This is a genomic window from Marichromatium bheemlicum, from assembly GCF_012276755.1.
GTDB lineage: Bacteria > Pseudomonadota > Gammaproteobacteria > Chromatiales > Chromatiaceae > Marichromatium > Marichromatium bheemlicum.
On sequence record NZ_JAAXKX010000027.1, the window covers coordinates 1 to 24,942 of the forward strand.

General features: G+C 68.0%; 17 protein-coding genes. 12 read left to right on the top strand and 5 right to left on the bottom strand.

Annotation, left to right across the window (positions count from 1 at the left end; genetic code table 11):
- Positions 1-418 precede the first annotated feature (418 nt).
- Entirely contained in the window at positions 419-2,680 is a 2,262-nt protein-coding gene (locus HF203_RS14370) for an NADP-dependent malic enzyme (RefSeq protein ID WP_168670791.1), read from the bottom strand.
- Positions 2,681-3,119: 439 nt separating this feature from the next.
- Between HF203_RS14370 and rlmH the strand changes: the two genes are divergently transcribed.
- From rlmH to serB, 11 genes are all read left to right on the top strand, one after another.
- Positions 3,120-3,593, top strand: coding sequence for a 23S rRNA (pseudouridine(1915)-N(3))-methyltransferase RlmH (gene rlmH / locus HF203_RS14375; protein ID WP_168670792.1), 474 nt, complete (start codon positions 3,120-3,122; stop codon positions 3,591-3,593).
- Position 3,594: 1 nt separating this feature from the next.
- Positions 3,595-4,209, top strand: a complete 615-nt coding sequence (locus HF203_RS14380) for a Maf family protein (RefSeq protein WP_168670793.1) — start codon at positions 3,595-3,597, stop codon at positions 4,207-4,209.
- Between the two features lie 157 nt (positions 4,210-4,366).
- Entirely contained in the window at positions 4,367-5,821 is a 1,455-nt protein-coding gene (rng, locus tag HF203_RS14385) for a ribonuclease G (protein ID WP_168670794.1), read from the top strand.
- A gap of 105 nt (positions 5,822-5,926) precedes the next feature.
- Positions 5,927-9,772 (top strand): YhdP family protein, encoded by a 3,846-nt coding sequence (locus tag HF203_RS14390; RefSeq protein WP_168670795.1) that lies wholly within the window; start codon positions 5,927-5,929, stop codon positions 9,770-9,772.
- 146 nt (positions 9,773-9,918) lie between these two features.
- Positions 9,919-10,749, top strand: a complete 831-nt coding sequence (locus HF203_RS14395) for a carbon-nitrogen hydrolase family protein (protein WP_168670796.1) — start codon at positions 9,919-9,921, stop codon at positions 10,747-10,749.
- Positions 10,750-10,979: 230 nt separating this feature from the next.
- A complete protein-coding gene (gene tldD / locus HF203_RS14400) occupies positions 10,980-12,422 on the top strand; it encodes a metalloprotease TldD (RefSeq protein ID WP_168670797.1) in 1,443 nt (480 codons plus the stop codon).
- 68 nt (positions 12,423-12,490) lie between these two features.
- On the top strand, positions 12,491-13,840 hold the full coding sequence (gene pmbA / locus HF203_RS14405; RefSeq protein WP_168670798.1) for a metalloprotease PmbA: 1,350 nt from the start codon (positions 12,491-12,493) through the stop codon (positions 13,838-13,840).
- A gap of 288 nt (positions 13,841-14,128) precedes the next feature.
- Positions 14,129-15,463 (top strand): NAD(P)/FAD-dependent oxidoreductase, encoded by a 1,335-nt coding sequence (locus HF203_RS14410; protein ID WP_168670799.1) that lies wholly within the window; start codon positions 14,129-14,131, stop codon positions 15,461-15,463.
- Complete coding sequence (locus HF203_RS14415; RefSeq protein ID WP_168670800.1) at positions 15,460-16,227, top strand: DUF1365 domain-containing protein; 768 nt, start codon at positions 15,460-15,462, stop codon at positions 16,225-16,227. Before HF203_RS14410 ends, HF203_RS14415 begins: the two co-directional genes overlap by 4 nt.
- Positions 16,227-17,456, top strand: a complete 1,230-nt coding sequence (locus HF203_RS14420; protein ID WP_168670801.1) for an SAM-dependent methyltransferase — start codon at positions 16,227-16,229, stop codon at positions 17,454-17,456. The genes HF203_RS14415 and HF203_RS14420 overlap by 1 nt, the downstream gene beginning before the upstream one ends.
- A 182-nt stretch (positions 17,457-17,638) precedes the next feature.
- Positions 17,639-18,868, top strand: a complete 1,230-nt coding sequence (gene serB, locus HF203_RS14425; RefSeq protein ID WP_168670802.1) for a phosphoserine phosphatase SerB — start codon at positions 17,639-17,641, stop codon at positions 18,866-18,868.
- Between the two features lie 28 nt (positions 18,869-18,896).
- Here the strand turns inward: serB and HF203_RS14430 are convergent, their stop codons facing one another.
- From HF203_RS14430 to aceA, 4 genes are all read right to left on the bottom strand, one after another.
- Complete coding sequence (locus tag HF203_RS14430) at positions 18,897-19,904, bottom strand: thioredoxin family protein (protein ID WP_168670803.1); 1,008 nt, start codon at positions 19,902-19,904, stop codon at positions 18,897-18,899.
- A gap of 47 nt (positions 19,905-19,951) precedes the next feature.
- Positions 19,952-21,697 carry a bifunctional isocitrate dehydrogenase kinase/phosphatase gene (gene aceK / locus HF203_RS14435; protein ID WP_168670804.1) on the bottom strand — a complete coding sequence of 582 codons (1,746 nt, stop codon included), beginning with the start codon at positions 21,695-21,697 and terminating at the stop codon, positions 19,952-19,954.
- 10 nt (positions 21,698-21,707) lie between these two features.
- Entirely contained in the window at positions 21,708-22,193 is a 486-nt protein-coding gene (gene rraA / locus HF203_RS14440; RefSeq protein ID WP_168670805.1) for a ribonuclease E activity regulator RraA, read from the bottom strand.
- Positions 22,194-22,275: 82 nt separating this feature from the next.
- A complete protein-coding gene (gene aceA, locus HF203_RS14445; RefSeq protein WP_168670806.1) occupies positions 22,276-23,586 on the bottom strand; it encodes an isocitrate lyase in 1,311 nt (436 codons plus the stop codon).
- Between the two features lie 284 nt (positions 23,587-23,870).
- Here aceA and pdxH point away from each other — a divergent pair, with 284 nt between their 5' ends.
- Positions 23,871-24,512 carry a pyridoxamine 5'-phosphate oxidase gene (gene pdxH / locus HF203_RS14450; protein WP_168670807.1) on the top strand — a complete coding sequence of 214 codons (642 nt, stop codon included), beginning with the start codon at positions 23,871-23,873 and terminating at the stop codon, positions 24,510-24,512.
- The last annotated feature ends 430 nt before the right edge of the window (positions 24,513-24,942 follow it).

Sequence of the window (24,942 nt, forward strand, 5' to 3'; positions counted from 1 at the left end):
CCCCCGCGCCCCCCCCCCCCCCCCCCCCCCCCCCCCCCCGGGGGGGGGCCCCCCGCGCTCCGGCACGTGATCCTGATCGGCAGACCCAGCGGTCGCGATGGCGGTCGATGCGTTCGCTGGCTGCGACGACGCGTCCTGTACCTGAGGTCCGATTGTGACCTCGCGAGCCGATGGGTCGGCTTCTCGTTGTCTTGGCAATTACCGCCGAGCTGTGCGTCCTTCGGGGCCTTGCCTGGGTATAGATGAGCACGGGCCGTGCCATTTCTATGTGGCACGCCTTGTTTGTGTTCTATCATATTGAATTTTAAAGTTTTTGGTGTGCGCCCGCTGGCGCGGGAGGGCGTCAGGGTGACGGGATGATGGCGGGAGCGACTGACAGAAGCTGTCAGCTGACAGCTTCTGTCGGCAGTGCGGTGGGTCAGCCGGCCTGCACGGCGGCCAGCGCGGTCATGTTGAGCAGGCCGCGCACCGTGGTGCTGGGGGTGGCGATGTGAGCGACGTGTGCCGAACCGAGCAGGATCGGGCCGAGCGAGGCACCTTCATCGCGCATCCGCAACAGGTTGAAGGCGATGTTGGCGGCGTCCTGGTTGGGCATGATCAGCAGGTTCGCCGATCCGGTCAGGCGCGAATTGGGGAAGCGCGCCAGCCGACCCTCGGGGTCGAGCGCGAGGTTGGCGTGCATCTCCCCCTCGACCTCGAGTTCGGGGGCCTGCTCGCGCAACAACTGCAACGCGTTGTGCATCTTCTGCGCCGAGGGCGAGGTGTGGCTGCCGAAGTTCGAGTGCGACAGCAGCGCGACCTTGGGGGTGAGACCGAAGCGCTCGACCTCGGCCGCGCACAGTCGGGTGATCTCGGCGAGCTGCTCGGCGTCGGGGTCGGCCTGGACATAGGTGTCGGCGATGAACAGCGGACCGTTCTCCAGTACCACGGCGTTCATCGCGGTGAGGTGGGTGACGCCCGCGGCGGTGCCGATAACCTCCTCGACATGACGCAGGTGACGGGCATAGCGCCCGACCACGCCACAGATCATGGCGTCGGCGTCACCACAGCGGACCATGGCCGCGGCCAGCACCGTGGGGTCGTTGCGGATGTACTCGCGGGTCTCGTCGGGGGCGTAGCCGCGTCGCTGCACCCGGTCGTAGACCGCCTGCCAGTGGTTTTCGAAGTTCGGGTTCTCGCAGGGCACCACCAGCTCGAAGTCCTGCTCGGGGCGCATGCTCAGGCCGAGGGCCTCGATGCGCGCGCCGATCACCTCGGGGCGACCGATCAGCAGCGGGCGGGCGATGCCCTCGGCCACCGCCTGCTGGGCGGCCTGTAGCACCCGATCCTCCTCACCCTCGGCGAAGACCACCCGCTTGGGGGCGATTCGTGCCTGGTCGAACACCGGCTTCATGGCGATGCCGGTGCGATGCGAGCGGGTGTGCAGGTCGCGACGATAGGCCTCGAGGTCGGCGATCGGCCGCGTGGCGACGCCACTCTCCATCGCCGCGCGTGCCACCGCCGGGGCGAGGTGCTCCATTAACCGCGGATCGAAGGGCTTGGGGATGAGGTACTCGCGCCCGAAGCTGAGCTGGTGCCCACCGTAGGCCGCGCGCACGATGTCGGAGGGCTCGGCCATGGCCAGATCGGCGATGGCGCGTACGCAGGCGGCCTTCATCGCCTCGTTGATCTCGCTGGCGCCGCAGTCGAGCGCGCCGCGGAAGATGAAGGGGAAGCAGAGGACGTTGTTGACCTGGTTGGGGTAGTCGGAGCGACCGGTGGCGATGATCGCATCCGGCCGCGCCTCGCGGGCCAGGTCGGGCATGATCTCGGGCACCGGGTTGGCCAGCGCCATGATGATCGGGGAGTCGGCCATCTTGGCCAGCCACTCGGGCTTGAGCACGCCGCCGGCCGAGAGACCGAGGAAGAGATCGGCGCCCTCGATGGCCTCGGCCAGGGTGCGCTGCTCGGTGTCCCGGGCGTAGCGGCCCTTGTAGGGGTCCATCTCCTCGGTACGGCCCTCGTAGACCACCCCGGCGATGTCGGTGAGGGTGATGTTTTCCTTGGGCAGGCCGAGGGTCACCAGCAGGTCGACGCAGGCCAGTGCCGCGGCACCAGCGCCGGCGGTGACCAGGCGCACCTTGCTGATGTCCTTGCCGACCACTCGCAAGCCGTTGAGGATGGCCGCGCAGACCACGATCGCGGTGCCGTGCTGGTCGTCGTGGAAGACCGGGATGCCCATGCGCTCCTTGAGCGCCTTCTCGATGATGAAGCAGTCCGGGGCCTTGATGTCCTCGAGGTTGATGCCGCCGAAGGTCGGCTCGAGGCGGGCGACGGTCTCGATGAAGGCCTCGGGGTCGCGCTCCTCGATCTCGATGTCGAACACGTCGATATCGGCGAACTGCTTGAACAGTACCGCCTTGCCTTCCATCACAGGCTTGGAGGCCAAGCCGCCGATGGCGCCGAGCCCGAGCACCGCGGTGCCGTTGCTGATCACCGCCACCAGGTTGCCGCGCGCGGTGACCTCGGAGGCGTTGATCGGATCATCGGTGATCTCACGGCAGGCGGCGGCCACGCCGGGGGAGTAGGCCAACGCTAGGTCGCGCTGGTTGGCCAGGGGCTTGGTGGCCTTGATCTCCAGCTTGCCGGGTTTGGGGAAACGGTGATACTCGAGTGCGCTCTGGTCGAATTCTTCCGACATCGGGGTCTCCGAATGATGGTTTGCGGTCGCGCCGCGGTCTCTCTCTACTTCTGGCGGGGTCGATCCCCGCTGCTCATTGGCGTGACGCAACGAGTGTGCGCTGCGCGACTGGCGTCTCGCAGGCCAGCTCGCGGTAGGCTTGGGACGGGGGAGGTGGCTCCGGGCGTATGGATTGCGGGAGCGCCCATCGGTCGTGGGGCAGCGGGCGGCTTGCCCGTGCGTACGCCCGATCACGCTCGCTGCGACGGACCAGTATACCTGTTTGAGGGGGAGGGCAGCGAGTCGGCGTCAGTACGGTTGGCGGTCGAGGGGCGCGCGCGGCTATCATCAACGGTTGCGATGGGGCGCGTGCGCCGGATGCCGATGCATCTGGGCGCCGGTCTGGGCTTGAGACGGGGCGCGGAGAAGGCACGGTGGACACGAAACGGGTGGGGGTCGGATGCGGATTCAACTGATCAGTGTAGGACGCCGCATGCCCGACTGGGTCGAGCAGGGTTACGCCGAGTACGCCCGTCGCCTGCCTCCGGAGTGTGCCTTGCAACTCCACGAGATCGAGCCGGCGCGCCGGGTCAAGAACGGCAGCGTGGCGCGTTACAAGGACGAGGAGGCCGAGCGTATCTTCAAGGCCATTCCCAAGGGGGCGGCGGTTATCGCCCTCGACGGGAGCGGTGAGGCCTGGAGCACCGAACGCCTTGCCCAGACGCTCGAGGACTGGCTCGCCGACGGTCGAGACCGGGCCCTATTGGTTGGCGGTCCCGATGGCCTCGACCCACGCTGTCTGGCGCGTGCCGAGCAGCGTTGGTCGCTCTCGCGGCTGACCTTCCCTCATCCCTTGGTGCGAGTGATCCTGGCCGAGCAACTCTATCGAGCCTGGTCGCTGACCCGGGGCCATCCCTATCACCGTGGCGGTTGAGATGGACGACACCCCGCCCCGTCTCCATCTCGCCTCGCGCTCGCCGCGTCGTGCCGAGCTGCTCGAACAGATCGGTGTGCGCTTCACCCGTATCGACGCCGAGGTCGACGAGACGCCGCGTCCGGGCGAGGCGCCCGGGGACTATGTGCGTCGGGTCACTCGCGACAAGGGGCGAGCAGGTTGGGCGCAGGTCGAAGGGTGCGCTGATGCCCTGGTGCTGGCCGCCGACACCGCCGTGGTGGTCGATGCCGAGATCCTCGGTAAACCCCGTGATCGTGGTCATGCCCTGGAGATGATGGGGCTGCTCTCTGGTCGCTGTCATCGCGTCCTCACTGCGGTGGCGCTGGTGGGGGGGGCTGGCGAGGCGGTGCGGGTGTGCGAGACCGAGGTGCGCTTTCGCCCGGTCTCGCCCGCCGAGGCGGCGCGCTACTGGGAGAGCGGCGAACCTCGCGACAAGGCTGGGGGGTACGCCATCCAGGGGCTGGGCGCGGTGTTCGTCGCCGCGATCACCGGCAGCTATTCCGCGGTGATGGGGCTGCCGCTGTTCGAGACCGCGGCACTGCTGGCCGAGGCCGGACTCTCTCCGCTCGCACCACCGGCGCCGGGCGCCGGTTGATCACGCGCGCCTCGGGCGGCGCGACGATTCCCGTACGGTGGGCCGATGCCACCGTTCGACGCGGGACGGCGGTGGCCGTCACCGCCATGATTCTGCGCTCGTGCCGATAGGCGTGGGCGCCCCCATCTCCTATCCAAATCCATAAGCGAGAATTCCCGTGAGCGAAGAGATCCTGATCAATGTCACGCCCCCAGAGACCCGTGTCGCCGTGGTCGAGAACGGTGTGGTGCAGGAGATCATCATCGAACGTGCCGAGCGTTGCGGCCTGGTGGGCAATGTCTACAAGGGCCGGGTTTGTCGGGTGCTGCCGGGGATGCAGGCGGCCTTCGTCGAGATCGGTCTGGAGCGTGCCGCCTTCCTGCACGCCTCCGATATCGTCGGGCCCGATGGCCACTCGATCAGCGATCAGATCCAGCAACTGGTGGTCGAGGGCGACCCGATCGTGGTCCAGGTGGTCAAGGACCCGCTTGGGACCAAGGGGGCGCGCCTGACCACCAACATCTCGGTCGCCTCGCGCTATCTGGTGTGCATGCCCGCCCTCGGCGGCATCGGCGTGTCGCAGAAGATCGACGACGAGGACGAGCGGCGGCGCCTGCGCGATATCCTCCAGGCCTTCGTCGATGATCACGACGGGCAGGGCGGGTTCATCGCCCGCACCGCCGCCGACGGTGTCGACGAGCGCCTGCTGGTGCGTGATATGGGCTTCCTCGATCGATTGTGGCGCGGCTTCAAGGAGCGTTGCGCCACCGCCACTGGGGTCGGCCTGATCCACGAGGACCTGCCGCTGGCGCTGCGGGCGTTGCGTGATCTGGTCACCCCAGACGTCGAGCGGGTGCGTATCGACTCGCGCGCCATGGTCGACAAGGCGATCCCCTTTACCGCCAAGTACATCCCCGAGATCAAGGATCGCATCGATCTTTATCAGGGCGAACGTCCGCTGTTCGACCTCTATGGGGTCGAGGACGAGATCCGTAAGGCACTGCACCGCAAGGTCAGCCTCAAGTCCGGCGGTCATCTGGTGATCGACCAGACCGAGGCGATGACCACCATCGATGTCAACACCGGCGCCTTCGTCGGACACCGTAACCTCGAGGAGACCATCTTCAAGACCAATCTCGAGGCGGCGCAGGCGATCTGCCGGCAGTTGCGTCTGCGCAACCTCGGCGGCATCATCATCATCGACTTCATCGATATGACCGAGGAGGAGCACAAGCGCCAAGTGCTGCGTGCCCTCGAGAAGTGTCTGGCGCGTGACCACGCCAAGACCCACATCACCGAGGTCTCCTCGCTCGGGCTGGTGGAGATGACCCGCAAGCGCACCCGCGAGTCGCTCGAGCACGTGCTCTGCGAGCCCTGCCCCTGCTGTGGCGGGCGCGGCTCGATCAAGACCGCCGAGACCACCTGCTACGAGATCTTCCGCGAGATCATGCGCGAGTCGCGTCAATTCGACGTCGAGAGTCTGCTGGTGCTCGCCTCTCAGGAGGTGGTCGATCGGCTGCTCGACGAGGAGTCGGCGCACCTGGCCGAACTCGAGGAGTTCATCGGCCGACCGATCCGGCTCCAGGCCGAGGCGCTCTATACTCAGGAACAATATGACGTGGTGCTGATCTGATCACTGAGGCCGGGGCGGGCCCCGGCCTCAGTGATCAGATCTCGCGGACCGGTCCCCGGTCACGGCGTTCCGCCACCCGTTCACGCCAGCCGCGAAGCACTGCCCATGTCCTCGATCCGTCGTCTCTACGCGCCCCTGTCCAGGTCCCTGCTCGTCCTGTTGGTGGTGTGCGCGCTCGCGCTCACCAGCATCCGTGTCGGGCTCTCGCTGATCGATCACTATCGCCAACCGCTGCTGCGCACGTTCGCCACCGCGCTCGGCGTCGAGCTGGAGGCCGAGCGGTTGCGCGCCGGTCTGGTCGGGCTGCGTCCCTATCTGGCCATCGACGGCTTGGTGCTGCGCGCGCCGGACGCGGCGGCGCCGCTGCGACTCGATACCCTGGCGATCGAGCTCGCACCACTGGCCTCACTGCGTGCCGGCGCCCCCCGGCTCGCCGGGCTGGGGCTCGCCGGCGGCCAGTTGGTCCTGGTGCGGGATGGCGCCGGGCGGCTCTCTCTGCCGGCGCTCGATGGCCTCGGCGGCGGCGACCCCGAGGGGCTGGTGCGGTTGCTCGAGCGGGGTCGGGTGACGCTCGCCGACATCGATCTCGACTATCACGATCCGGAGTTGTCCGCGCCGCTACGGCTCACTGGACTGGGGCTGACCCTGGACAATGGCTGGCGTGGTCGCCGGGTGGCACTCGCCGCCGTGCTGCCGGGCCTCGCCGGGCGTATCGAGGCTCGTGCCCGGTTGCACGGACCGCTGCGTGAACCGGGGCGCTGGTGGGGGCGCGTCGTGGCACGGGTGGCGGCTTCTCGGTTGGAGTCGCTGCCGACACAATGGGCAGGGCAGGCGCTGCCACGGGTCGCCGGCGGCGAGGTCGAACTGTGGGCCGAGCTGGTGCCCGGCCGGCTGACCGGCGCCAGCATCGCGCTGGCCCTCGACGGGGTGGCCAGTGCTGCGGGCGAGCCGGTGTTGCGCCGGGCGCAGGCCCTGGCACAGCTGCGCCCAGGGCGTGAGGGCTGGCGGCTAAGGTTGGCTGACCTCGATCTCGTCGGGGCTGCTGGTGGGGCGGTGGCGATCACCGATCTGACGCTCGACCTCGACCCCGCAGGGCGCCCGCGCGCGCTCGTCGCCACGGCACCGGCCCTGGATCTCGGCGCCCTCGGCGGACTGCTGCAGGCCAGTCCGCGCCCGGTGCCGGCGGCCCTCGCGGGGCTGCTCTCCGGTGCCCCGCGGGGGCGACTCGAGGCCTGCACGCTGGCGGTGGCGTTGCCGGTCGCGGCGCCGCCGCGCTGGCGATTCGATGCCCGGCTCGTGGCGATCGGTGTCGAGCGGCAGGGACACTGGCCCGGCCTCAGCGGGCTCGACGGGGTGCTGAGCGTCGATCAGGACGGTGGCCAGCTGGCGCTGGCCTCGCCCCGACTCGGTCTTGATTTGGCCCCTTTGTTCGATCGGCCATTACACTTCTCCCGCTTCGATGGTGTGCTGCGCTGGCACCGCGCCGCCACTGGCTGGCGCCTGGCGAGCGAGTCGCTGGAGCTGGCCACCGCCGATCTTGCCGGCGTCGCCCGCTTTGGGCTCGAGCTGCCCGGCGCCGGCGCCAGCCCGCTGCTCGATCTGCGCGCGCGCTTCCATGACGGCGATGCGGCCCATACTCGTCGCTATCTCCCGGTCGGGCAGATGCACCCACGTCTGGTCGCCTGGCTGGAGCGCGCCATCGTTGCCGGTCGGGTGCCCGAGGCCGAGGTGCTGTTCCGTGGCCCGTTGGCCGCCTACCCCTTCCGCGCTCAGGAGGGGCGCTTCGAGCTGCGTCTCGACTATGCCGACACCCGGCTCGACTATCTCCCCGGCTATCCCCCGCTGGAGGGGGCCCGCGGCGAGTTGCGCTTTCTCAACCAGGGCATGACTGTGCGTCTCGATCGGGCGCGCGTCCTCGACAGCGACGTCAGCGCCGGCTGGGCGCGGCTCCCCGACCTGCGCGACAGTCGGGTGCTCGAGATCCATGCCGAGGCCGATGGCCCCTTCGCCGACGGTGTGCGGGTGCTGCGCGAGAGCCCGTTGCGTGCGCGGCTCGGCGCCCTGGCCGCGCGGCTCGAGGCGAGCGGTGACTCGCACCTGGCGCTCGATATCGGGTTGCCGCTCAAGCGCGAGCAGCCGCTGGCGCTCAGCGGGCGCCTGACCTGGCCCGAGAACGCGGCCGCGCTGCGCCTGGTCGATACCCCGCTGCGACTGGCCGAGCTCGATGGCGCACTCTCCTTCGACACCCAGGGGGTCGCGGCCGAGTCGATCACCGCCCGGCTGTGGGGACGGCCGCTGCAACTGGCGCTGCGCACCGAGCCCGAGCGGGTGGTGCTCGAGGCCGCCTCGCGCACCCCGGTCGAGACCCTGGCTGCGCAATTGCCCGCGCCGCTGTGGTCGAGCCTCGACGGCGAACTCGACTGGCGCCTGACGCTGGGGCTGGCCCACGCCGAGCTGGGCGCCTCCGCCCCGCGACTCGACTGGCAGCTGGAGAGCGGCCTTGAGGGTCTGGCGCTGGCGCTGCCGGCGCCACTCGGCAAGCGCGCCGAGGGGCGCCGGCGGCTCGACCTCGCCGGCACCCTGGTGCCCGATCAGCGGCTTGCCGTCGCTGGCCGGGTCGGTACACTCGGGGTCAACCTGGCCGTCGGGCTGTCCCCGGCGCGACTCGAGCGCGCCCATCTGCGCCTCGACGGCGCCGCGCCCCGCCCGGGTCGCGATGGGGTGTTCATCGACGGTCGGGTGAAGCGACTCGACCTTGATGCCTGGTCGGCCTGGGCGCGCCGGCGCTCGGGCGGCGGGGCGGGCGCCACGCCGTTGGTCGGGGTCGAGGTCGTTGCCGAGGAGGCGCGTCTTGGCGCGTTGCGGCTGCATCATGCCGGGCTTGCATTGACGCCTGAGGTGCGTGGTTGGCGCCTGGGGGTCGACAGCCGCGAGCTGGCCGGGGCGGTGGTGCTAGCCACCGCGGCGGATGCGTCGGGCGCTCCACTGCGACTCGACCTCGACCGACTCGATCTCGATGCGCTGCTAGCGAGTAGCGGGGACACCGGGGGCGCGGCGCGCGCGCCGGGCGATTGGCCGGCGCTCGATCTCGCCGTCGCCGATCTGCGCTGGGGTGGCGAGGGGCTGGGCCGACTGGCCCTGGAGTTGCGGCCGAGCGCCGCCGGCATCGGCATCCCCCGGCTGCGTCTGAGTGATGGCGAGCGGCTCGCGTTGAGCGGCTCGGCGAACTGGCGCGACGGCCCCGGCGGCGGTCACAGCCGGGTTACTCTGGCACTGGAGTCGGGCGATCTCGGCGAGCTGTTGCGTCGACTCGGCTATCGCAGCGTGCTCGAGGGCGCCCCGGTCGATGCCCACGCCGAACTCGACTGGCCGGGGGCGCCGGGCGATTATGCATTGGCGCGCACCCACGGCTGGATCGACGTCGACATCGGCGCCGGGCGCCTGCTCGAACTCGAGCCCGGGGTGGGGCGGGTGCTCGGCTTCCTCAACCTGGGGGCGATCAGTCGCCGTCTGGCGCTCGACTTCAGCGATCTCTATGCCCAGGGCTTCGCCTTCGAGCGGATGCAGGGGCGATTGCTGCTCGCCGATGGTCAGGCCGGTAGCGATCGTTTCGAAGTGGTCGGTCCCTCGAGCCGGCTGATCATCGGCGGGCTGACCGATCTGATCGAGCGGCGCTTCGATCAGACCGTGGTGCTCGAGCCCAAGCTCGGCTCCAGCGTCGCCCTGGCCAGTGCCGTGGCCGGCGGACCGGTGGTCGGCGCTGCCGTCTATCTCGTCGATCGGGTGGCGGGTAATGCCATTGATCGGCTGGGGCGCTATCAGTATCGGGTCAGCGGTCCCTGGCGTGAGCCGCAGGTGACGCCGCTGGGCTGGGATCCGCTGCTGGTGCATGCGGTGGCGCCGGATGAGGCCTCCCCGAGCGAGGCGCCGGTCAACCTGTTTCTCGACTGAGGGGCGTGGCGGTTTCGGCTCGACCGGGCTGATGGTATCTTTCCGATAGGTACGCAGTCGCCGTCCATTGGCGGGCGGCTGCTCGGACGCAAAGGCGGAGATCGGTGAGGTCGCGGGCCGACCGGGCCGACGAGGCGGTGCAGACGATGAATGCAAAACCCAAGGTCGGGGCGGTGCAGATGGCGACCGGTCCCAACGTGAGCGCGAACCTGTTCGAGGCCGAGCGACTGATCAAGGAGGCGGCCGAGGGCGGTGCCCAGCTGGTGGTGTTGCCGGAGAACTTCGCCTTCATGGGCAAGCGCGACCAGGATCAACTCACCCTCCGCGAGGAGGACGGCGAGGGACCGCTGCAGTCCTTCCTCGCGCGGGTGGCACGGCAGTATGCGGTGTGGGTGGTCGGTGGCACTATCCCGATGGTGGCCAAGGACTCGTCGAAGGTGCGCGCCGCCTGCATGGTCTACGACGACCAGGGCGAGCGGGTAGCGCGCTACGACAAGATCCACTTGTTCGATGTCAGTCTGCCCGAGGTCTCGGAACGCTATCACGAATCGGCCACCATCGAGGCTGGCGACGAGGTGGTGGTGATCGACAGCCCGCTGGGGCGCCTCGGGGTAGCGGTGTGCTACGACCTGCGCTTCCCGGAGATGTTCCGGCAGATGCTCGATCGTGGGGTGGAGATCCTGGTGGTGCCCTCGGCCTTTACCGCGATCACCGGCAAGGCGCATTGGGAGACCCTGGTGCGCGCGCGCGCCATCGAGAACCTGGTCTATGTGGTCGCCGCCGCCCAGGGTGGTTTCCATATCAACGGACGCGAGACCCATGGTCATACCATGATCGTCGACCCCTGGGGATCGGTGCTGGCGCAGGTGCCGCGCGGCGCTGGCAGTATCTGCTGCCCGGTCGACGAGGAGTTCCTCGAGTCGGTGCGCCGCAACTTCCCGACCATCGAGCACCGCCGTTTGAAATGTCACGGCTGAAGCCGCAGCTAGTCACCGAGACGACGCCCCGTCGTCGACGGGGCCGGCCCGGGGGTGCGAGTCCCCTGGGTCGAACCGATCCCTGACCGTATCGAGGGGACGGTCGGTCCGCCGCGGCGCGCTGAAGATGCGCCGGTGACGCCGGCGTCCCATGCCCGTTTCGGGTCTGCCAGTTCACCCCTCGGTCGGTCGCGGCCGGGGAGACGCTCCCCAGGAGTCCTCAACATCCGATGAACGATTCACTAGCGCTCGCGCGCGACAGTATTCTTGCGCCGGTCGGTCTCGGCGACGGCGATCTCGACCGTCTGCTCGGGCTGTTGACCGGTCATGCCGTCGACGCCGCCGATATCTATTTCCAGTCCAGCCGGTTGCAGTCCTGGGTGCTCGAGGACGGCATCATCAAGGACGGCAACTTCAACATCGAGCAGGGTGCCGGGCTGCGGGTGATCTGTGGCGAGAAGACCGGATTCGCCTACTCCGACGAATTGCAGTTCCCGGCCTTGGCACAGGCGGCCGAGGCGGCGCGGGCCATCGCCCGTGGCGGCCAGAGTCGCAGTGTCGCCATCGGCGCCGGGGCGCCGATGCACCGGCTCTACCCGTCGATCAACCCCATCGACAGTCTCGAAAACGCCGACAAGATCGCCTTGCTGCGTCAGGTCGACGCCGAGGCACGCGCCGCCGATCCACGGGTGCGCGAGGTGATCGCCAGTCTGGTAGCGGTGCATGACGTGGTGTTGGTGCTCGCCGATGACGGCTCGCTGGCCGCCGACGTGCGCCCGCTGGTGCGGATGAACGTGAGCGTGATCGCCGAGGCCGACGGGCGGCGCGAGCAAGGCTCGAGCGGCGGTGGCGCGCGCACCGATCTCGGCTTCTTCCTCGCCGAGGAGCGCGCGCTCGGCTTCGCCCGTGAGGCGGTGCGTCTCGCGCTCACCAGCCTCGAGGCCGAGGAGGCGCCGGCCGGTACCATGCCGGTGGTGCTCGGTCCCGGCTGGCCCGGGGTGTTGCTGCACGAGGCCGTCGGTCACGGGCTCGAGGGCGATTTCAACCGCAAGGGTACCTCGGCCTTCGCTGGGCGGCTCGGCGAGCGGGTGGCCGCCCCTGGTGTGACCGTGGTCGACAACGGCACCCTGCCGGGGCGGCGTGGCTCGTTGGCGATCGACGACGAGGGGACCGCCACCCAGGAGACGGTGTTGATCGAGGATGGCGTCCTGCGTGGTTACATGCAGGACAAGCTCAATGCCCGGCTGATGGGGGTGGCGCCCACCGGTAACGGTCGGCGCGAGTCCTATGCCCATCTGCCGATGCCGCGGATGACCAATACCTATATGCGGGCCGGTGCGCATGATCCAGCCGAGATCATCGCCTCGGTCGACAAGGGACTCTATGCCGCCAACTTCGGCGGTGGTCAGGTCGACATCACCTCGGGCAAGTTCGTATTCAGTGCCAGCGAGGCCTATCTGATCGAGAACGGGCGTCTCGGTCGACCGGTCAAGGGGGCAACCCTGATCGGCAACGGTCCCGAGGTGATGACCCGGGTGAGCATGATCGGCAACGACCTCAAGCTCGACGAGGGGGTCGGGACCTGTGGCAAGGACGGGCAGAGCGTGCCGGTCGGGGTCGGGCAGCCGACCCTGCGCATCGATGCGCTCACCGTCGGCGGCACCAGCGCCTGAACCCGTCGCGATCGGGGCGGGAGCCCCGCGCGACCCGTGTCGAATTCAATCCAGTCGAAGGAAACCGCATGTCCATCAGTGCCACAGAGGATACCGCCGAGCGCCTGGCGCGGCTGCAGGAGAGCGTCGAGGAGTTGCTCAGCGAGGCCGAGCGCCAGGGGGCGAGCGCGGCCGAGGCCTCGGTCGGCAGCAGCACCGGGCTCGAGGTCGCGGTGCGGCTGGGGGAGGTCGAGACCGTTGAGCACATCCGTGACAATGGGCTCGGCGTCACCGTCTATTTCGGTCAGCGTCGCGGGTCGGCCAGTACCACCGACCTGTCGCCGGCCGCGGTGCGTGATACCGTGCGCGCCGCTTGCGCCATCGCCGAGTACACCCAGGAGGACACCTGCGCCCATCTCGCCGCACCCGAGCTGATGGCGCGCGAGCTACCGGATCTCGATCTCTGCCACCCCTGGCCGGTCGGTGTCGATGCCGCCGTCGCGCTCGCTGTCGAGTGCGAGGAGGCCGCGCGCGGCCATGATCCGCGGATCGTCAACTCCGAGGGGGCGAGTCTCTCGACCCACTTCGGGTTGCGGGTCTATGGCAACAGCAACGGCTTCATCGGTGGCTATCCGACCACCCGCCACGGCATCAACTGCTCGGTGATCGCCCAGGAGGGTGAGTCGATGCAGCGCGACTACTGGTGGAGTTCAGCGCGTGCCCCCGAGGATCTCGATGCCGCTGCCGGTATCGGTGCGCGTGCCGCCGCGCGTGCCGTGGCGCGGCTCAACGGTCGTCGGTTGGGGACGCGCAAGGTGCCGGTGCTGTTCCGTGCCGAGGTCGCCACCGGGCTGCTGCGTGCCTTGGTCGGCGCGATCAGCGGTGGCAGTCTCTATCGGCGCGCGAGCTTCCTGCTCGATACGCTTGGTGAGCCTATCTTCCCCGAGTTCGTGCGTATCCACGAGCAGCCGCGCCTGCTGCGCGGGTTGGCTAGCGCCCCCTTCGATGGCGACGGCGTGGCCACCCGGGCCAAGGATCTGGTGCGCGAGGGCGTGTTGCAGACTTATGTGCTCGATACCTATGCCGGTTGCCGGCTGGGGATGCCGACCACCGGCAACGCCGGCGGGGTGCGTAACCTCGGCATCGATTCGGGACCGCTCGATCGCGCTGCGCTGTTGCGCGAGATGGGCACCGGGCTGATGGTCACCGAGCTGATGGGGCACGGGGTTAACCTGGTCACTGGCGATTATTCGCGTGGTGCCGCCGGGTTCTGGGTCGAGAACGGCGAGATCCAGTATCCAGTCGAGGAGGTCACCATCGCTGGCAACCTGCGTGAGATGTTCGCCAATCTGGTGGCCGTCGGTGACGATTGCGACTTCCCCGGCAGCACTCGCACCGGTTCTTGGCTGATCGAGCAGATGACAGTCGCCGGTGAGTGAGCCTGTCCGGCGTTGGCGTCGGCGCTGTCTCTTGTGTCTGGGTGCGCATCCTTGAACGGCCGTGCTCGGGCGCTCTGTTCTGGCTCGACAAGTTCGCCGATCCGGCGCCGGTAGCGGGCGCGGCTCGATGCGGTGCGGCGCGGCTGAATCGCCGTTCGTCGCGCCGACGTTGCAACCGGCGCCACCGAGCGGGAAATCTGCCTGGTGTGCGGTTTCGGTTCGTCGGTGACCCGTAAGGCCCGACGAGGCCAGGGATGAGACGGTGCGGAGTGATGCGGGGTCAGACTGATGTCAGTGCAAACCATCGGAGTGATCGGCGGCGGGATCGGTGGACTGGGCGCCGCCTGGATGCTCGACCAGCGTTATCAGGTGACCCTGCTCGAGCGCAATGCCTATGTCGGTGGTCATACCCATACCCTGGAGGTCGATGGGGTCGCCGGGCGCTTCCCGGTCGACACCGGGTTCATGGTGTTCAACCGTCGCAACTACCCATTGTTGTGCGCCATGTTCGGCTATCTCGGGGTCGAGTCCTATCCCACCAGCATGTCCTTCGCCGCCAGTCTCGATGATGGCGCGATCGAGTACGCTGGCTCGGATCTCAATACCCTGTTCGGCCAGCGTGCCAATCTGCTTCGGCCGGGATTCTGGCGGATGCTCGGTGAGATCCTGCGCTTTAATACCGCCGCTAAGGCCTTCATCAACTCCAATCCCGGCACCACCTTGACCTTGGGGGATTTTCTCGAGCGCGGGCGTTATTCCCGGCGTTTCGCTGCCGATTATCTGTTGCCGATGGCCGCCGCGATCTGGTCCTGCCCGACCGCCGACATGCTCGACTTCCCCTTCCTGCCCTTTGCGCGCTTCTTCGCCAACCATGGTCTGCTCGATCTGGTCGATCGACCCGAGTGGGAGACGGTGCGCGACGGTAGTCGCGCCTATGTGGCGCGTATCCTCGCGCGGATGCGCGGCGAGGTCCGTACCTCGACCCCGGTGCGCCGAGTGCGTCGGGTCGAAGGCGGGGTCGAGGTCGAGACCGCCGATGGTGAGCGGTGCGTCTTCGATGCGCTGGTGTTCGGCTGTCACGCCGATCAGGCGTTGTCGCTGATCGAGTCGCCAAGCGCGCGTGAGCGCGAGTTGCTCGGCAGCTTCCGCTATCAGGCCAACAAGGTCTATCTGCATACCGACCGGACACTGATGCCGCGGCGTCGTCGGGTGTGGTCGTCGTGGAATTATCTACGCCATCAAGGGGATCCGGCCAGCCTGCCGGTGACCATCACCTACTGGATGAACAGCCTGCAGGCGTTGCCGCCCGAGCGCGATCTCTTCGTCAGTCTCAACCCGCATCGTCCGCCTGGCCAGCAGCATGTGATCGCCGAACTCGACTACGATCACCCGCTGTTCGACGCGCGTGCGTTGGAGGCGCAACAGCGTATCGGCGAGATCCAGGGCCGCGATCGGCTGTGGTTCAGCGGTGCCTATCTCGGCTATGGCTTCCATGAGGATGGGGTGCGTGCGGCGCTGGACGTGGCCGCCGCACTCGGCGCGCGCCCGGCCTGGGCCCCGGCGGCCACGACCCATCCCGGGGCCAGTGCCTTTGCCAGCGAACTGCCCCCGGTCGCGTCATGACCCGGGCAGCGGCGGGGCTGCTGTTCGGTGAGGTGATGCACCGCCGGCTGTTTCCGGTGCGCTATCGCTTTGCCTACCGGGTGTTCAGCCTGTTGCTCGACCTCGATCGGATCGATGAGCTGGCCGCCGGTTCGCGCTGGTTCTCGCACAATCGCTTCAACCTCTTTGCCTTCCACGATCGCGATCACGGTCCCCGCGACGGCTCCCCGCTCAAGCCCTGGGTGTTGGCGCGGTTACGCCAACAGGGGCTCGAGGTGGCGGTGGCGCGCGTCGAGCTGCAGTGTTTCCCCCGGGTGCTCGGCTACGGCTTCAACCCGCTGAGCATCTGGACCTGCTTCGACCGGGAGGGACGCCCGTTGGCGGCGCTCTGCGAGGTCCACAACACCTTTGGCGAGAGCCACAGCTATCTGCTCCACGAGGGCGGTGCACCACTACGCTGGCCGATTCGGGCGCGTCATACCAAGGATTTCCATGTCTCGCCCTTTATCGGCATGATGGCGAGTTATCAGTTCAGGTTCGCACGCGACGGCGAGCATCACAGCATCGTCATCCGTGAGTTCGAGGACGACAGGCTGATGCTGGCGGCCGTTCACAGCGCCCGGCTGCTGCCCTGTACCGATGCCAACCTGGTGCGCGCCGCGCTGCGCTATCCGTTGATGACCCTGAAGGTGATCCTGATGATCCATTGGCAGGCGCTGAAGATCTGGCTCCGCGGCGGACGTTATCACGCCAAGCCCGAGCCGCCTGGAGACGAGGTGTCCTGATGTCCGTCGATGAGCCGCTGCCCGATCCGCAGTCAGCCGATGCCAGGGGGGCCTGGCGTCTGTTCGAGCGCTTCTTCCGGGATCTGCTGTTCGGGCAGGTGATGGTGCGGTTGGGCACCGGCGAGGCGCGTCTCTATCGTGGTCGCTTCAGCGGTGGCGCCGGGGTGATCGAGATCCACCATCCCTGGCGTTTTGCCTCCTGGGTGGTGAGCCGCGGCGAGATCGGCTTCGCCGAGTCCTATATCGCCGGGCACTGGACCTCGCCCGACCTCCCGGTGCTGCTCGGGGTGCTCTACGATAACCTCGAACACCTCGGCGGTGGCCCCCAAGGGATGCGCTGGGGGCGCTGGCTCAATCGTCTCACCCACCTGCGACGGCGCAACCATCGTCGTAACAGCCGCCGTAACATCGCCCGTCACTACGATCTCGGCAACGACTTCTACCGGCTCTGGCTCGATCCCGGGATGACCTATTCCTCGGCGCTGTTCGCCCCCGAGCGTAGTGACGAGTCGTTGGAGCAGGCCCAGGCGCGCAAGTACGCGCGTCTGCTCGATGCCCTCGACGCCCGCCCTGGCGAGCACCTGCTCGAGATCGGCAGTGGTTGGGGCGGGCTGGCTGAGGCGGCGGCCCGGCGCGGGCTACGGGTGACGAGCATCACCCTATCGCGAGCCCAGCTCGATTACGCCCAGACCCGGTTGGCGGCGGCGGGGTTGGCAGATCTGGTCGAATTCCGGCTTGCCGACTATCGCGAGGTCCGTGGGTGCTTCGATCATGCCATCTCTATCGAGATGATGGAGGCCGTCGGCGAGGCCTATTGGTCGACCTATTATTCTGTGCTGCGCCGGCTGGTGCGCCCCGGCGGGCGGATCGCGCTGCAGGTGATCACCATCCACGAGGACGACTTCCCGGTCTATCGCCGTACCCCCGACTTCGTGCAGCTCTACATCTTCCCCGGTGGCATGCTGCCCTCGCCACGCCGCATGACCGAGGAGGCGGCTCGTGCCGGGCTGCGTATCCGCAAGAGTCGCTGGTGCGGCGATGACTATGCCGAGACCCTGCGGCGCTGGCGGGCGCGATTCCTCGCCGCTGATGCGGCGGTGGCCGCGCTCGGCTACGACGCCGCCTTCCGGCGCATGTGGGACTATTATCTCGCCTATTGCGAGGCCGGGTTCCGGGTCGGTTGTGTCGATCTGGTGCAGACCCTGCTCGAGGTGCCGCGTCGGGCCTGAGTCGGCCGCGCCGATCTGCGTTAAAGTAGCCGCAATCATCAGTCGCGGGTCCCACCCTTGGACCCGCGCCGCCGTGTCAGGGATGTCCGGCGGGTGCGGTGTGGCCGCGGCCGAGCGCCCAGGAGGGCAGATCCGCATCACCCCGAATTCCGAACCCTCGCGATCGAACACACAGACCCTTCATGAGCCAAATCGTACTGATCAACGTGGCCGGTGAGGACCGTCCCGGCATCATCGCCGCACTCACCGAGACCCTGGCCCGCTATCACATCCCGGTACTCGACATCGGTCAGTCGACCATCCACGACGCCCTGGCGCTAGGGATGCTTGTCGAGCTGCCGGCGGCCGATCGCGACAGCGGCGTCTTCCGCGACCTGCTGTTCACCGCCCATGGCATGGGACTCGATATCCGCTTCACCCCGATCGACGGCGACAACTATGAGCGTTGGGTGCGCGAGCAGGGCCAGCCGCGTCATATCCTCACCCTGCTCGGGCGCGAGATCGGCGCCGAGCACATCGCCCGGGTCTCGGCGTTGATCGCCGAGCGCGGACTCAACGTCGATCGCATCAACCGGCTCAGTGGGCGGATCTCGCGGCGTACCGTGCCGGCGCCGCCGGCATTGGCCTCGGTGGAGTTCTCGGTGCGCGGCGCGGTCGACGACCTCACCGCGCTGCACGGTGCGCTGCTCGGGCTCAGCCAGGTGATGGACGTCGATGTCGCGGTGCAGGAGGACAACGTCTTTCGCCGTACCCGCCGGCTGGTCTGCTTCGACATGGACTCGACCCTGATCCAGACCGAGGTGATCGACGAGCTGGCCGCCGCCGCCGGGGTCGGCGCCGAGGTGGCGGCGATCACCGAGGCGGCGATGCGCGGTGAACTCGACTTCCAGCAGAGCTTCCGCCGTCGCATGGCGTTGCTCGAGGGGCTCGACGAGTCGGTGTTGGTGGGGATCGCCGAGCGGTTGCCGATCACCGAGGGCGCCGATCGCCTGATCGCCGCACTCAAACGACTCGGCTACAAGATCGCCATCCTCTCTGGTGGCTTCACCTATTTCGCCGAGCATCTGCAGCGCCGCTTCGGCATCGACTACGTCTATGCCAACCAGCTCGAGTTCCGTGACGGTAAGCTCACCGGGCAGGTTGCCGGCGAGATCGTCGACGGTGCGCGCAAGGCCGAGCTGTTGCGCGAACTGGCCACGCGCGAGGGCATCCGTCTCGAGCAGGTGATCGCCGTCGGTGATGGGGCCAACGACCTGCCGATGCTCTCGATCGCCGGGCTCGGCATCGCCTTCCACGCCAAGCCGATCGTCACCCGGCAGGCGCGTCACTCCCTCGCCACCGTCGGGCTCGACGGCATCCTCTATCTGCTGGGGATGCGTGATCGCGACCTCGCCGCGCTCGAACGTATCTGATCCAGCTCGCGCCGGGGTGCCCCGGCGCTCACTCCATCAGCTCGACCTCGACCCCCAGCGCCTCGATGCGCTCGCGCCGCGCTGCCAGATAGCGCTGGAAGCTCGGCTGCCAGCGATAGGCACCGGTGGCGACATAGTCGAGCGCGCCGTGCAGATGGAAGGCGCGCAGCTCGCCCTCGGCACGGAAGACCTCGCGTCCGGCGGCGTCGAAGAACACCAGGGTCGGGGTGTAGAGGATACCGAGTGCGTCGGCCCAGGTGCGCGCGGCGCGGGCAGCGCCGTCCGGGGTCTGTAGCGGCGCCTCGGCGTCGATGTCGACGAGCGCCACGTCGAAGGCACTGAGCGCATGGGCCAGCGCCGGTCGACGCAGCAGGTCGTCGTGGAGTCGGTCGCAGCCGCGGCAGGTGCGTTGCTCGAACAGCACCAGTAGCGGGCGTGGCGACTGGTCGCGGTTGTCGGCCAAGCGCAGCGGTGGTTCGAGAAAACCGGTCTCGTGGTGCAGCTCGCCGCTCGCCGGCGGACTGCCGCGCCTGGCGTGGAAGTCGGCGAAGCGCTCACCAAACTGCTCGCGCCGCTCGGCGACATAGGCCAGCGCCGAGGCCAGGCGCGCCGGTGGCTGGTAGCCGTTGACCCGCAGCACCACGGCGCCGACCTCGTCGAGCAGCAGCAGCGTTGGGGTGAACTGCACCCCGAGGGCGACGGCCAGCCCCTTCTCGGTGGTGGTCTGGCCGTCGAGCCCGATGACCTCGCGGTCGCCCCAGATGTTGAGGGCGATGACCTCGAAGCGCTCCTGTGCCAGTCGCGCGATCTCGGGGTCGGCGAGGTTCACCCGCAGCAGCAGGGCGCAGTAGGGGCAGCCGTCCTGGTAGAAGTAGAGCATCAGCCGGCGGTCTGCGGCGGTGGCCTCGGCGACGTCCTCGGCGAGATCGAGGAAGGACTGCTTGAACCATGAGGGGTGTTCTGGGGGCGTGGCGAGGGCACTGGCCGATGGCCCGAGCAGGAACGCGAGTAGGATGGAACGCAGGCTGGCGGGCATGGCGACCTCCTCGGTGGATTGGCCGGGGCGTGTGGCCTGTGCGCAGTCTAGCCGATGGTCGGGGGGGTGTCGGGGCTGGGGAAGCGGCGTGTCTCGGGGTAGGGAAAGACGTCCTCGAGCCGGCCGCGGCGGATATGGGTCTGGCGCTCGCGCCACCAGGCCGGATCGAGCAGCTCGCCATGGAGTTCACGAAACAGCGCGCGGATGCGCGGGTCGGTGAGCAGGAAGGTCTCGAACTCCTCGGGGAAGACATCGGTCGGGCCGATGCTGTACCAGGGCTCGTCGGCCAGCTCCAGCTCCGGGTAGGGCGCCTCGGGGATCTTGCGGAAGTTGCACTCGGTGAGATAGCAGAGCTCGTCGTAGTCGTAGAACACCACCCGGCCGCGACGGGTGACGCCGAAGTTCTTGAACAGGAAGTCGCCGGGGAAGATGTCGGCGGCGGCGAGCTGGCGGATGGCGTCGCCGTACTCGGCCACCGCGTGACGTGCGTCCTCGGCGTCGGCCTCCTGCAGATAAAGGTTGAGCGGGGCCATGCGCCGCTCGATATAGAGATGCTTGATGATCAGGTGCTCGCCGTCGTGCTCGAGGCTGCCGGGGCACTCCTCCTCGAGCAGCGCGCGTAGCGCCGGGGAGAAGCGCGCGGCGGGGAAGGCGACGTGTGAGTACTCCCAGGAGTCGGCCATGCGCCCGACACGGTCGTGGAGCTTGACCAGCTGGTACTTCTCCTTGACCGCCTCGCGGCTCATCTCCTTCTGCGGCGGGAAGCGGTCCTTGATCACCTTGAACACGAAGGGGAAGGAGGGCAGGGTGAAGACGCACATCACCATGCCGCGGATCCCCGGGGCGATGACGAACTCGTCGGCGGAGTGACGCAGGTGCTTGAGGAAGTCGCGATAGAACTCCGCCTTGCCGAACTTCTGCAGCCCGATGGCGGTGTAGAGTTCGGCCTTGCCCTTGCGCGGCAGTAGCGGGCGGAGGAACTCGACGACCGCCGCCGGCACCTCGGTGTCGACCATGAAGTAGGCACGCGAGAAGCTGAAGACGTCGGAGAGTTCGTCCTCGCCGACGAGCAGGGTGTCGACATAGAGTCCGTGTTGCTCGTCGTTGAGGATGGGGAGGGCGAAGGGGATCTGGTCGGCGCCGTTGATCGCCTTGCCGATGAGATAGGCGGCCTTGTTGCGGAAGAAGGGACGGCGCAGCACTGCGAGCTGGAAGTTCTGCTGGCGGCTCTGTCCGGCAGGGAAACGTCGGCGTACCGCGCGCAGCAGACAGCGCAGGTCGTGACGGGGGGCGCGGAAGCGTCGGGTGAAGCCGGCATCGGCGATGAGCCGTGCGAGCACCCGGGCGAAGCCGTCGCGGGTGGGGTAATAGGGTCGGTAGATCGGCTCCTCGGCCTCGAGGTGCTCGGTGGAGATCATCGGCCAGACGAAGATATAGCGGTTGTCGTAATAGCGCCGGTCGAACAGGCGGCAGAACACCGAGTTGTAGAAGGTCTCGGCCAGTTCGGGCTGGCGGTGTTGGGGCAGCAGCCGCAGGTATTCGACCTTGACCCGTTGCCACAACGCATCGCTCGGGTCGCGCAACTGGAAGGTGCGGCGCAGCAGCGCCACGGTCTCGCCGACCCGGGTGTCGTAATAGCTGATGCGTTCGCGCGCCGCGCCCTGCACCGCACCCCAGTCGGCCTGTTCGAAACGCGACAGGCCCTGACTGGTGCAGGCGCGGAACAGTCGGTAGTGGCGCTCGAAGCCGTCGAGGATGGCCTCGGCGATGCGCTTTGCCTCGGTCCAGGCCATGGTCGGGTGCTTAGCCGAGCGCGAGCGCGCGGGCGGCGATCACCACGCCGTCCTCGTCACAATAGAGCTGATCGCCTGGGACGACGCGTGCCCCGGCGATGTGGATCGGGATGTCGCGCTGGCCCTCGCCGCGACGGTGGCTCTTGCGCGGGGTGCTGGCCAGCGCCTTGATGCCGATGGCCATAGCGGCGAGTTCGACGCGATCGCGCACACAGCCGTTGATCACTACCCCAGCCCAGCCCTGCTCGACGGCGCGTGCGGCGATCTGGTCGCCGAGCATGGCGCAGCGCAGCGAGCCGCCGGCATCGACCACTAGCACTCGACCCGCGCCGGGCTCGGCCAGGGTCGACTTGACCAGCGAGTTGTCCTCGTAACACTTGATGGTGACCGCCTCCCCGCTGAAGCGCGAGCGGCCGCCGAAGTCTTGGAACACCGGGTCGCAGACTTGCAGGGTCTCGCCCTCTTGGTCGTAGAGATCGGCGGTCTTGAAATCCATGCGCGGGGTCTCCTGATACGGCTGGGACGATGCGGTGCGGGCGCCGGGGCACGGTGGCGCCCCGGCGCGGGGGAGGACGTTGTTAGAACTGCTCTTCCTCGGTCGAGCCGGTCAGCGCGGTGACCGAGGAGACACCGCCCTGGATGGTGGTGGTGACGTCGTCGAAGTAACCGGCGCCGACCTCCTGCTGGTGCGAGACGAAGGTGTAACCCTTGTCGCGGGCGGCGAACTCGGGCTCCTGCACCTTCTCGACATAGTGGCGCATGCCCTCGCCGCGGGCGTAGTCGTAGGCGAGGTCGAACATGTTGAACCACATGTTGTGGATACCTGCCAGGGTGATGAACTGGTACTTGTAGCCCATCGCTGCCAGCTCGTCCTGGAACCTGGCGATGGTGGCGTCGTCGAGGTTCTTCTTCCAGTTGAACGAGGGCGAGCAGTTGTAGGCGAGCAGCTTGTTGGGGTTCTTCTCGAGCACCGCCTGGGCGAACTCGCGGGCGAAGCCGAGGTCCGGGGTGCCGGTCTCGCACCACACCAGATCGGCATAGGGGGCATAGGCCAGACCGCGGCTGATCGCCTGCTCGAGTCCGTTGTTGACGCGGTAGAAGCCCTCGCTGGTACGTTTGCCGGTGACGAAGGGACGGTCGTTGTCGTCGACGTCGCTGGTGAGCAGGTTGGCCGCCTCGGCGTCGGTACGCGCCAGCAGTAGCGTGGGCACGCCCATGACGTCGGCGGCGAGTCGCGCGGCGACGAGCTTCTGCACCGCCTCGCTGGTCGGCACCAGCACCTTGCCGCCCATGTGGCCGCATTTCTTCACCGCGGCGAGCTGGTCCTCGAAGTGCACCCCGGCGGCGCCGGCGGCGATCATGTTCTTCATCAGCTCGAAGGCGTTGAGCACGCCGCCGAAGCCGGCCTCGGCATCGGCCACGATCGGCAGGAAGTAGTCGACGTGGGCCGGGTCACCGGGCTCGATCTCCTTGGCCCACTGGATCTCGTCGGCACGCTTGAAGGCGTTGTTGATGCGACGCACCATGGTGGGGACCGAGTCATAGGCATAGAGCGACTGGTCGGGATACATGGTCTCGGAGGTGTTGCCGTCGGCGGCGACCTGCCAGCCGGAGAGATAGATCGCCTCGATCCCGGCCTTGGCCTGCTGCATCGCCTGACCGGCGGTGATCGCGCCCATGCAGTTGACGTAACCCTTCTTGGCGTCGCCGTGGATCAGCCCCCAGAGTCGCTCGGCGCCGCGTCGGGCATAGGTGTGCTCGGGTTGCACCGAGCCGCGCAGTCTCACGACGTCGGTCGCCGAGTAGGCGCGGGTGACATCGGTCCAGCGGGGGTTCTCTGCCCAATCCTGCTCCAGGGCCTTGATCTGGTCTTGGCGGGTCGTCGGCATGGGGTACTCCTTCTTGATCGTGTCGGTTCGCGCGATCTGACTTGTCCTCCCGGCCTCGTGGTCTCCGTGCACGGTGGTCCGTGGAGGCGAATCGGCGGATGATTGAGCGTCATGGTAGGTCTTGGAGGGATGAAACTACCCCGGGTTCCGAGCATTTGGCGAGTCAATTATCCTAATTCTGTCCATTAGTTTTGATAATTATCAATGATGAGATCTCCACAGATTTCCGCTCCCGGTCCGATTGAGGCCGACGCGTCCCGTCCTCGGTTGCATGGAGCAGTGGTATGAGCGCGACCCCAGAGCAGATCCGCGTCCAGGGCATGGCGCAGGGGCTGGCACGCGAGTCGCTCGCCGCCGATCCCTTCTCCCAGTTCGAGCAGTGGTACCAGGTGGCGGTCGGTAGCGGCATCCCCGAGCCCAATGCGATGACGGTCTCCACCGTCGACGGCGAGGGGCAGCCCTCTTCGCGCACCGTACTGATGAAGCTCTACGACCAGCGTGGGTTCGTCTTCTTCACCAACTACGCGAGTCGCAAATCACGCCAGATCGAGGGCAATCCTCGGGTCTATCTGCTGTTTCCCTGGGTGGCGCTGGCGCGTCAGGTGGGGATCTCGGGGCGTGCCGAGCGGATCTCGGCGGCCGAGTCCTTCCGCTACTTCACCTCGCGCGCGCGCGGCAGTCAGATCGGCGCCTGGGCCTCGCCGCAGAGTCAGGTGATCCGCTCGCGAGCGATGCTCGAGGCCAAGGTCGAGGAGATGCGCCAGCGCTTCCGCGATGGCAAGATCCCGCTGCCCGAGTTCTGGGGCGGCTACCGCGTCGTCCCCGACAGCATCGAGTTCTGGCAGGGCCGTGACTGTCGCCTGCACGACCGCTTCCTCTACCGCCGCGCGGAGACGGGCTGGGACATCGAGCGGTTGGCGCCCTAGGGAAGGGGCAGCCACCAGCCATCAGTTTTCAGCCGCCAGTGGGGGAGGGCAATTTTCCGCTGACGGCTGCTGGTTTGAACCACAAAGACGCGAAGTGCGCAAAGTTAGGGACGGCTTTTGGTTATCGCCAGCCGCCAGCGATCAGCGACCAGCCGCCAGTGGGGAAGGAGCAGTCTCATGACTGGAGGCTGGAGGCTCTCCCCCCTTGCTTCGCCGCCTTTGCGTCTTTGCGGTTCGAACCAGCTTCCAGCGATCAGCTTCCAGCCTCCAGTCGGGGAGACTGCTGCCCGGTCTACGAATCTGCAGACCGTTCGCTTGCTTTGCGCCCTTCGCGCCTTTGCGGTTCAATCTCCTGGCGGCTGGCGGCTGGCGGCTGGCGGCTGGCGGCTGGCGGCTGGCGGCTGGCGGCTGGCGGCTGGCGGCTGGCGGC

Excerpts from the sequence above, each read along its gene's own strand:
- HF203_RS14380 (WP_168670793.1), top strand. The coding sequence starts at position 3,595 with ATGGACGACACCCCGCCCCGTCTCCATCTCGCCTCGCGCTCGCCGCGT.
- pmbA (WP_168670798.1), top strand. The coding sequence starts at position 12,491 with ATGTCCATCAGTGCCACAGAGGATACCGCCGAGCGCCTGGCGCGGCTG.
- HF203_RS14370 (WP_168670791.1), bottom strand. The coding sequence starts at position 2,680 with ATGTCGGAAGAATTCGACCAGAGCGCACTCGAGTATCACCGTTTCCCC.
- HF203_RS14395 (WP_168670796.1), top strand. The coding sequence starts at position 9,919 with ATGAATGCAAAACCCAAGGTCGGGGCGGTGCAGATGGCGACCGGTCCC.
- HF203_RS14415 (WP_168670800.1), top strand. The coding sequence starts at position 15,460 with ATGACCCGGGCAGCGGCGGGGCTGCTGTTCGGTGAGGTGATGCACCGC.
- aceA (WP_168670806.1), bottom strand. The coding sequence starts at position 23,586 with ATGCCGACGACCCGCCAAGACCAGATCAAGGCCCTGGAGCAGGATTGG.
- pdxH (WP_168670807.1), top strand. The coding sequence starts at position 23,871 with ATGAGCGCGACCCCAGAGCAGATCCGCGTCCAGGGCATGGCGCAGGGG.
- serB (WP_168670802.1), top strand. The coding sequence starts at position 17,639 with ATGAGCCAAATCGTACTGATCAACGTGGCCGGTGAGGACCGTCCCGGC.
- aceK (WP_168670804.1), bottom strand. The coding sequence starts at position 21,697 with ATGGCCTGGACCGAGGCAAAGCGCATCGCCGAGGCCATCCTCGACGGC.
- HF203_RS14430 (WP_168670803.1), bottom strand. The coding sequence starts at position 19,904 with ATGCCCGCCAGCCTGCGTTCCATCCTACTCGCGTTCCTGCTCGGGCCA.
- rlmH (WP_168670792.1), top strand. The coding sequence starts at position 3,120 with ATGCGGATTCAACTGATCAGTGTAGGACGCCGCATGCCCGACTGGGTC.
- HF203_RS14390 (WP_168670795.1), top strand. The coding sequence starts at position 5,927 with ATGTCCTCGATCCGTCGTCTCTACGCGCCCCTGTCCAGGTCCCTGCTC.
- HF203_RS14420 (WP_168670801.1), top strand. The coding sequence starts at position 16,227 with ATGTCCGTCGATGAGCCGCTGCCCGATCCGCAGTCAGCCGATGCCAGG.
- HF203_RS14410 (WP_168670799.1), top strand. The coding sequence starts at position 14,129 with ATGTCAGTGCAAACCATCGGAGTGATCGGCGGCGGGATCGGTGGACTG.
- rraA (WP_168670805.1), bottom strand. The coding sequence starts at position 22,193 with ATGGATTTCAAGACCGCCGATCTCTACGACCAAGAGGGCGAGACCCTG.
- tldD (WP_168670797.1), top strand. The coding sequence starts at position 10,980 with ATGAACGATTCACTAGCGCTCGCGCGCGACAGTATTCTTGCGCCGGTC.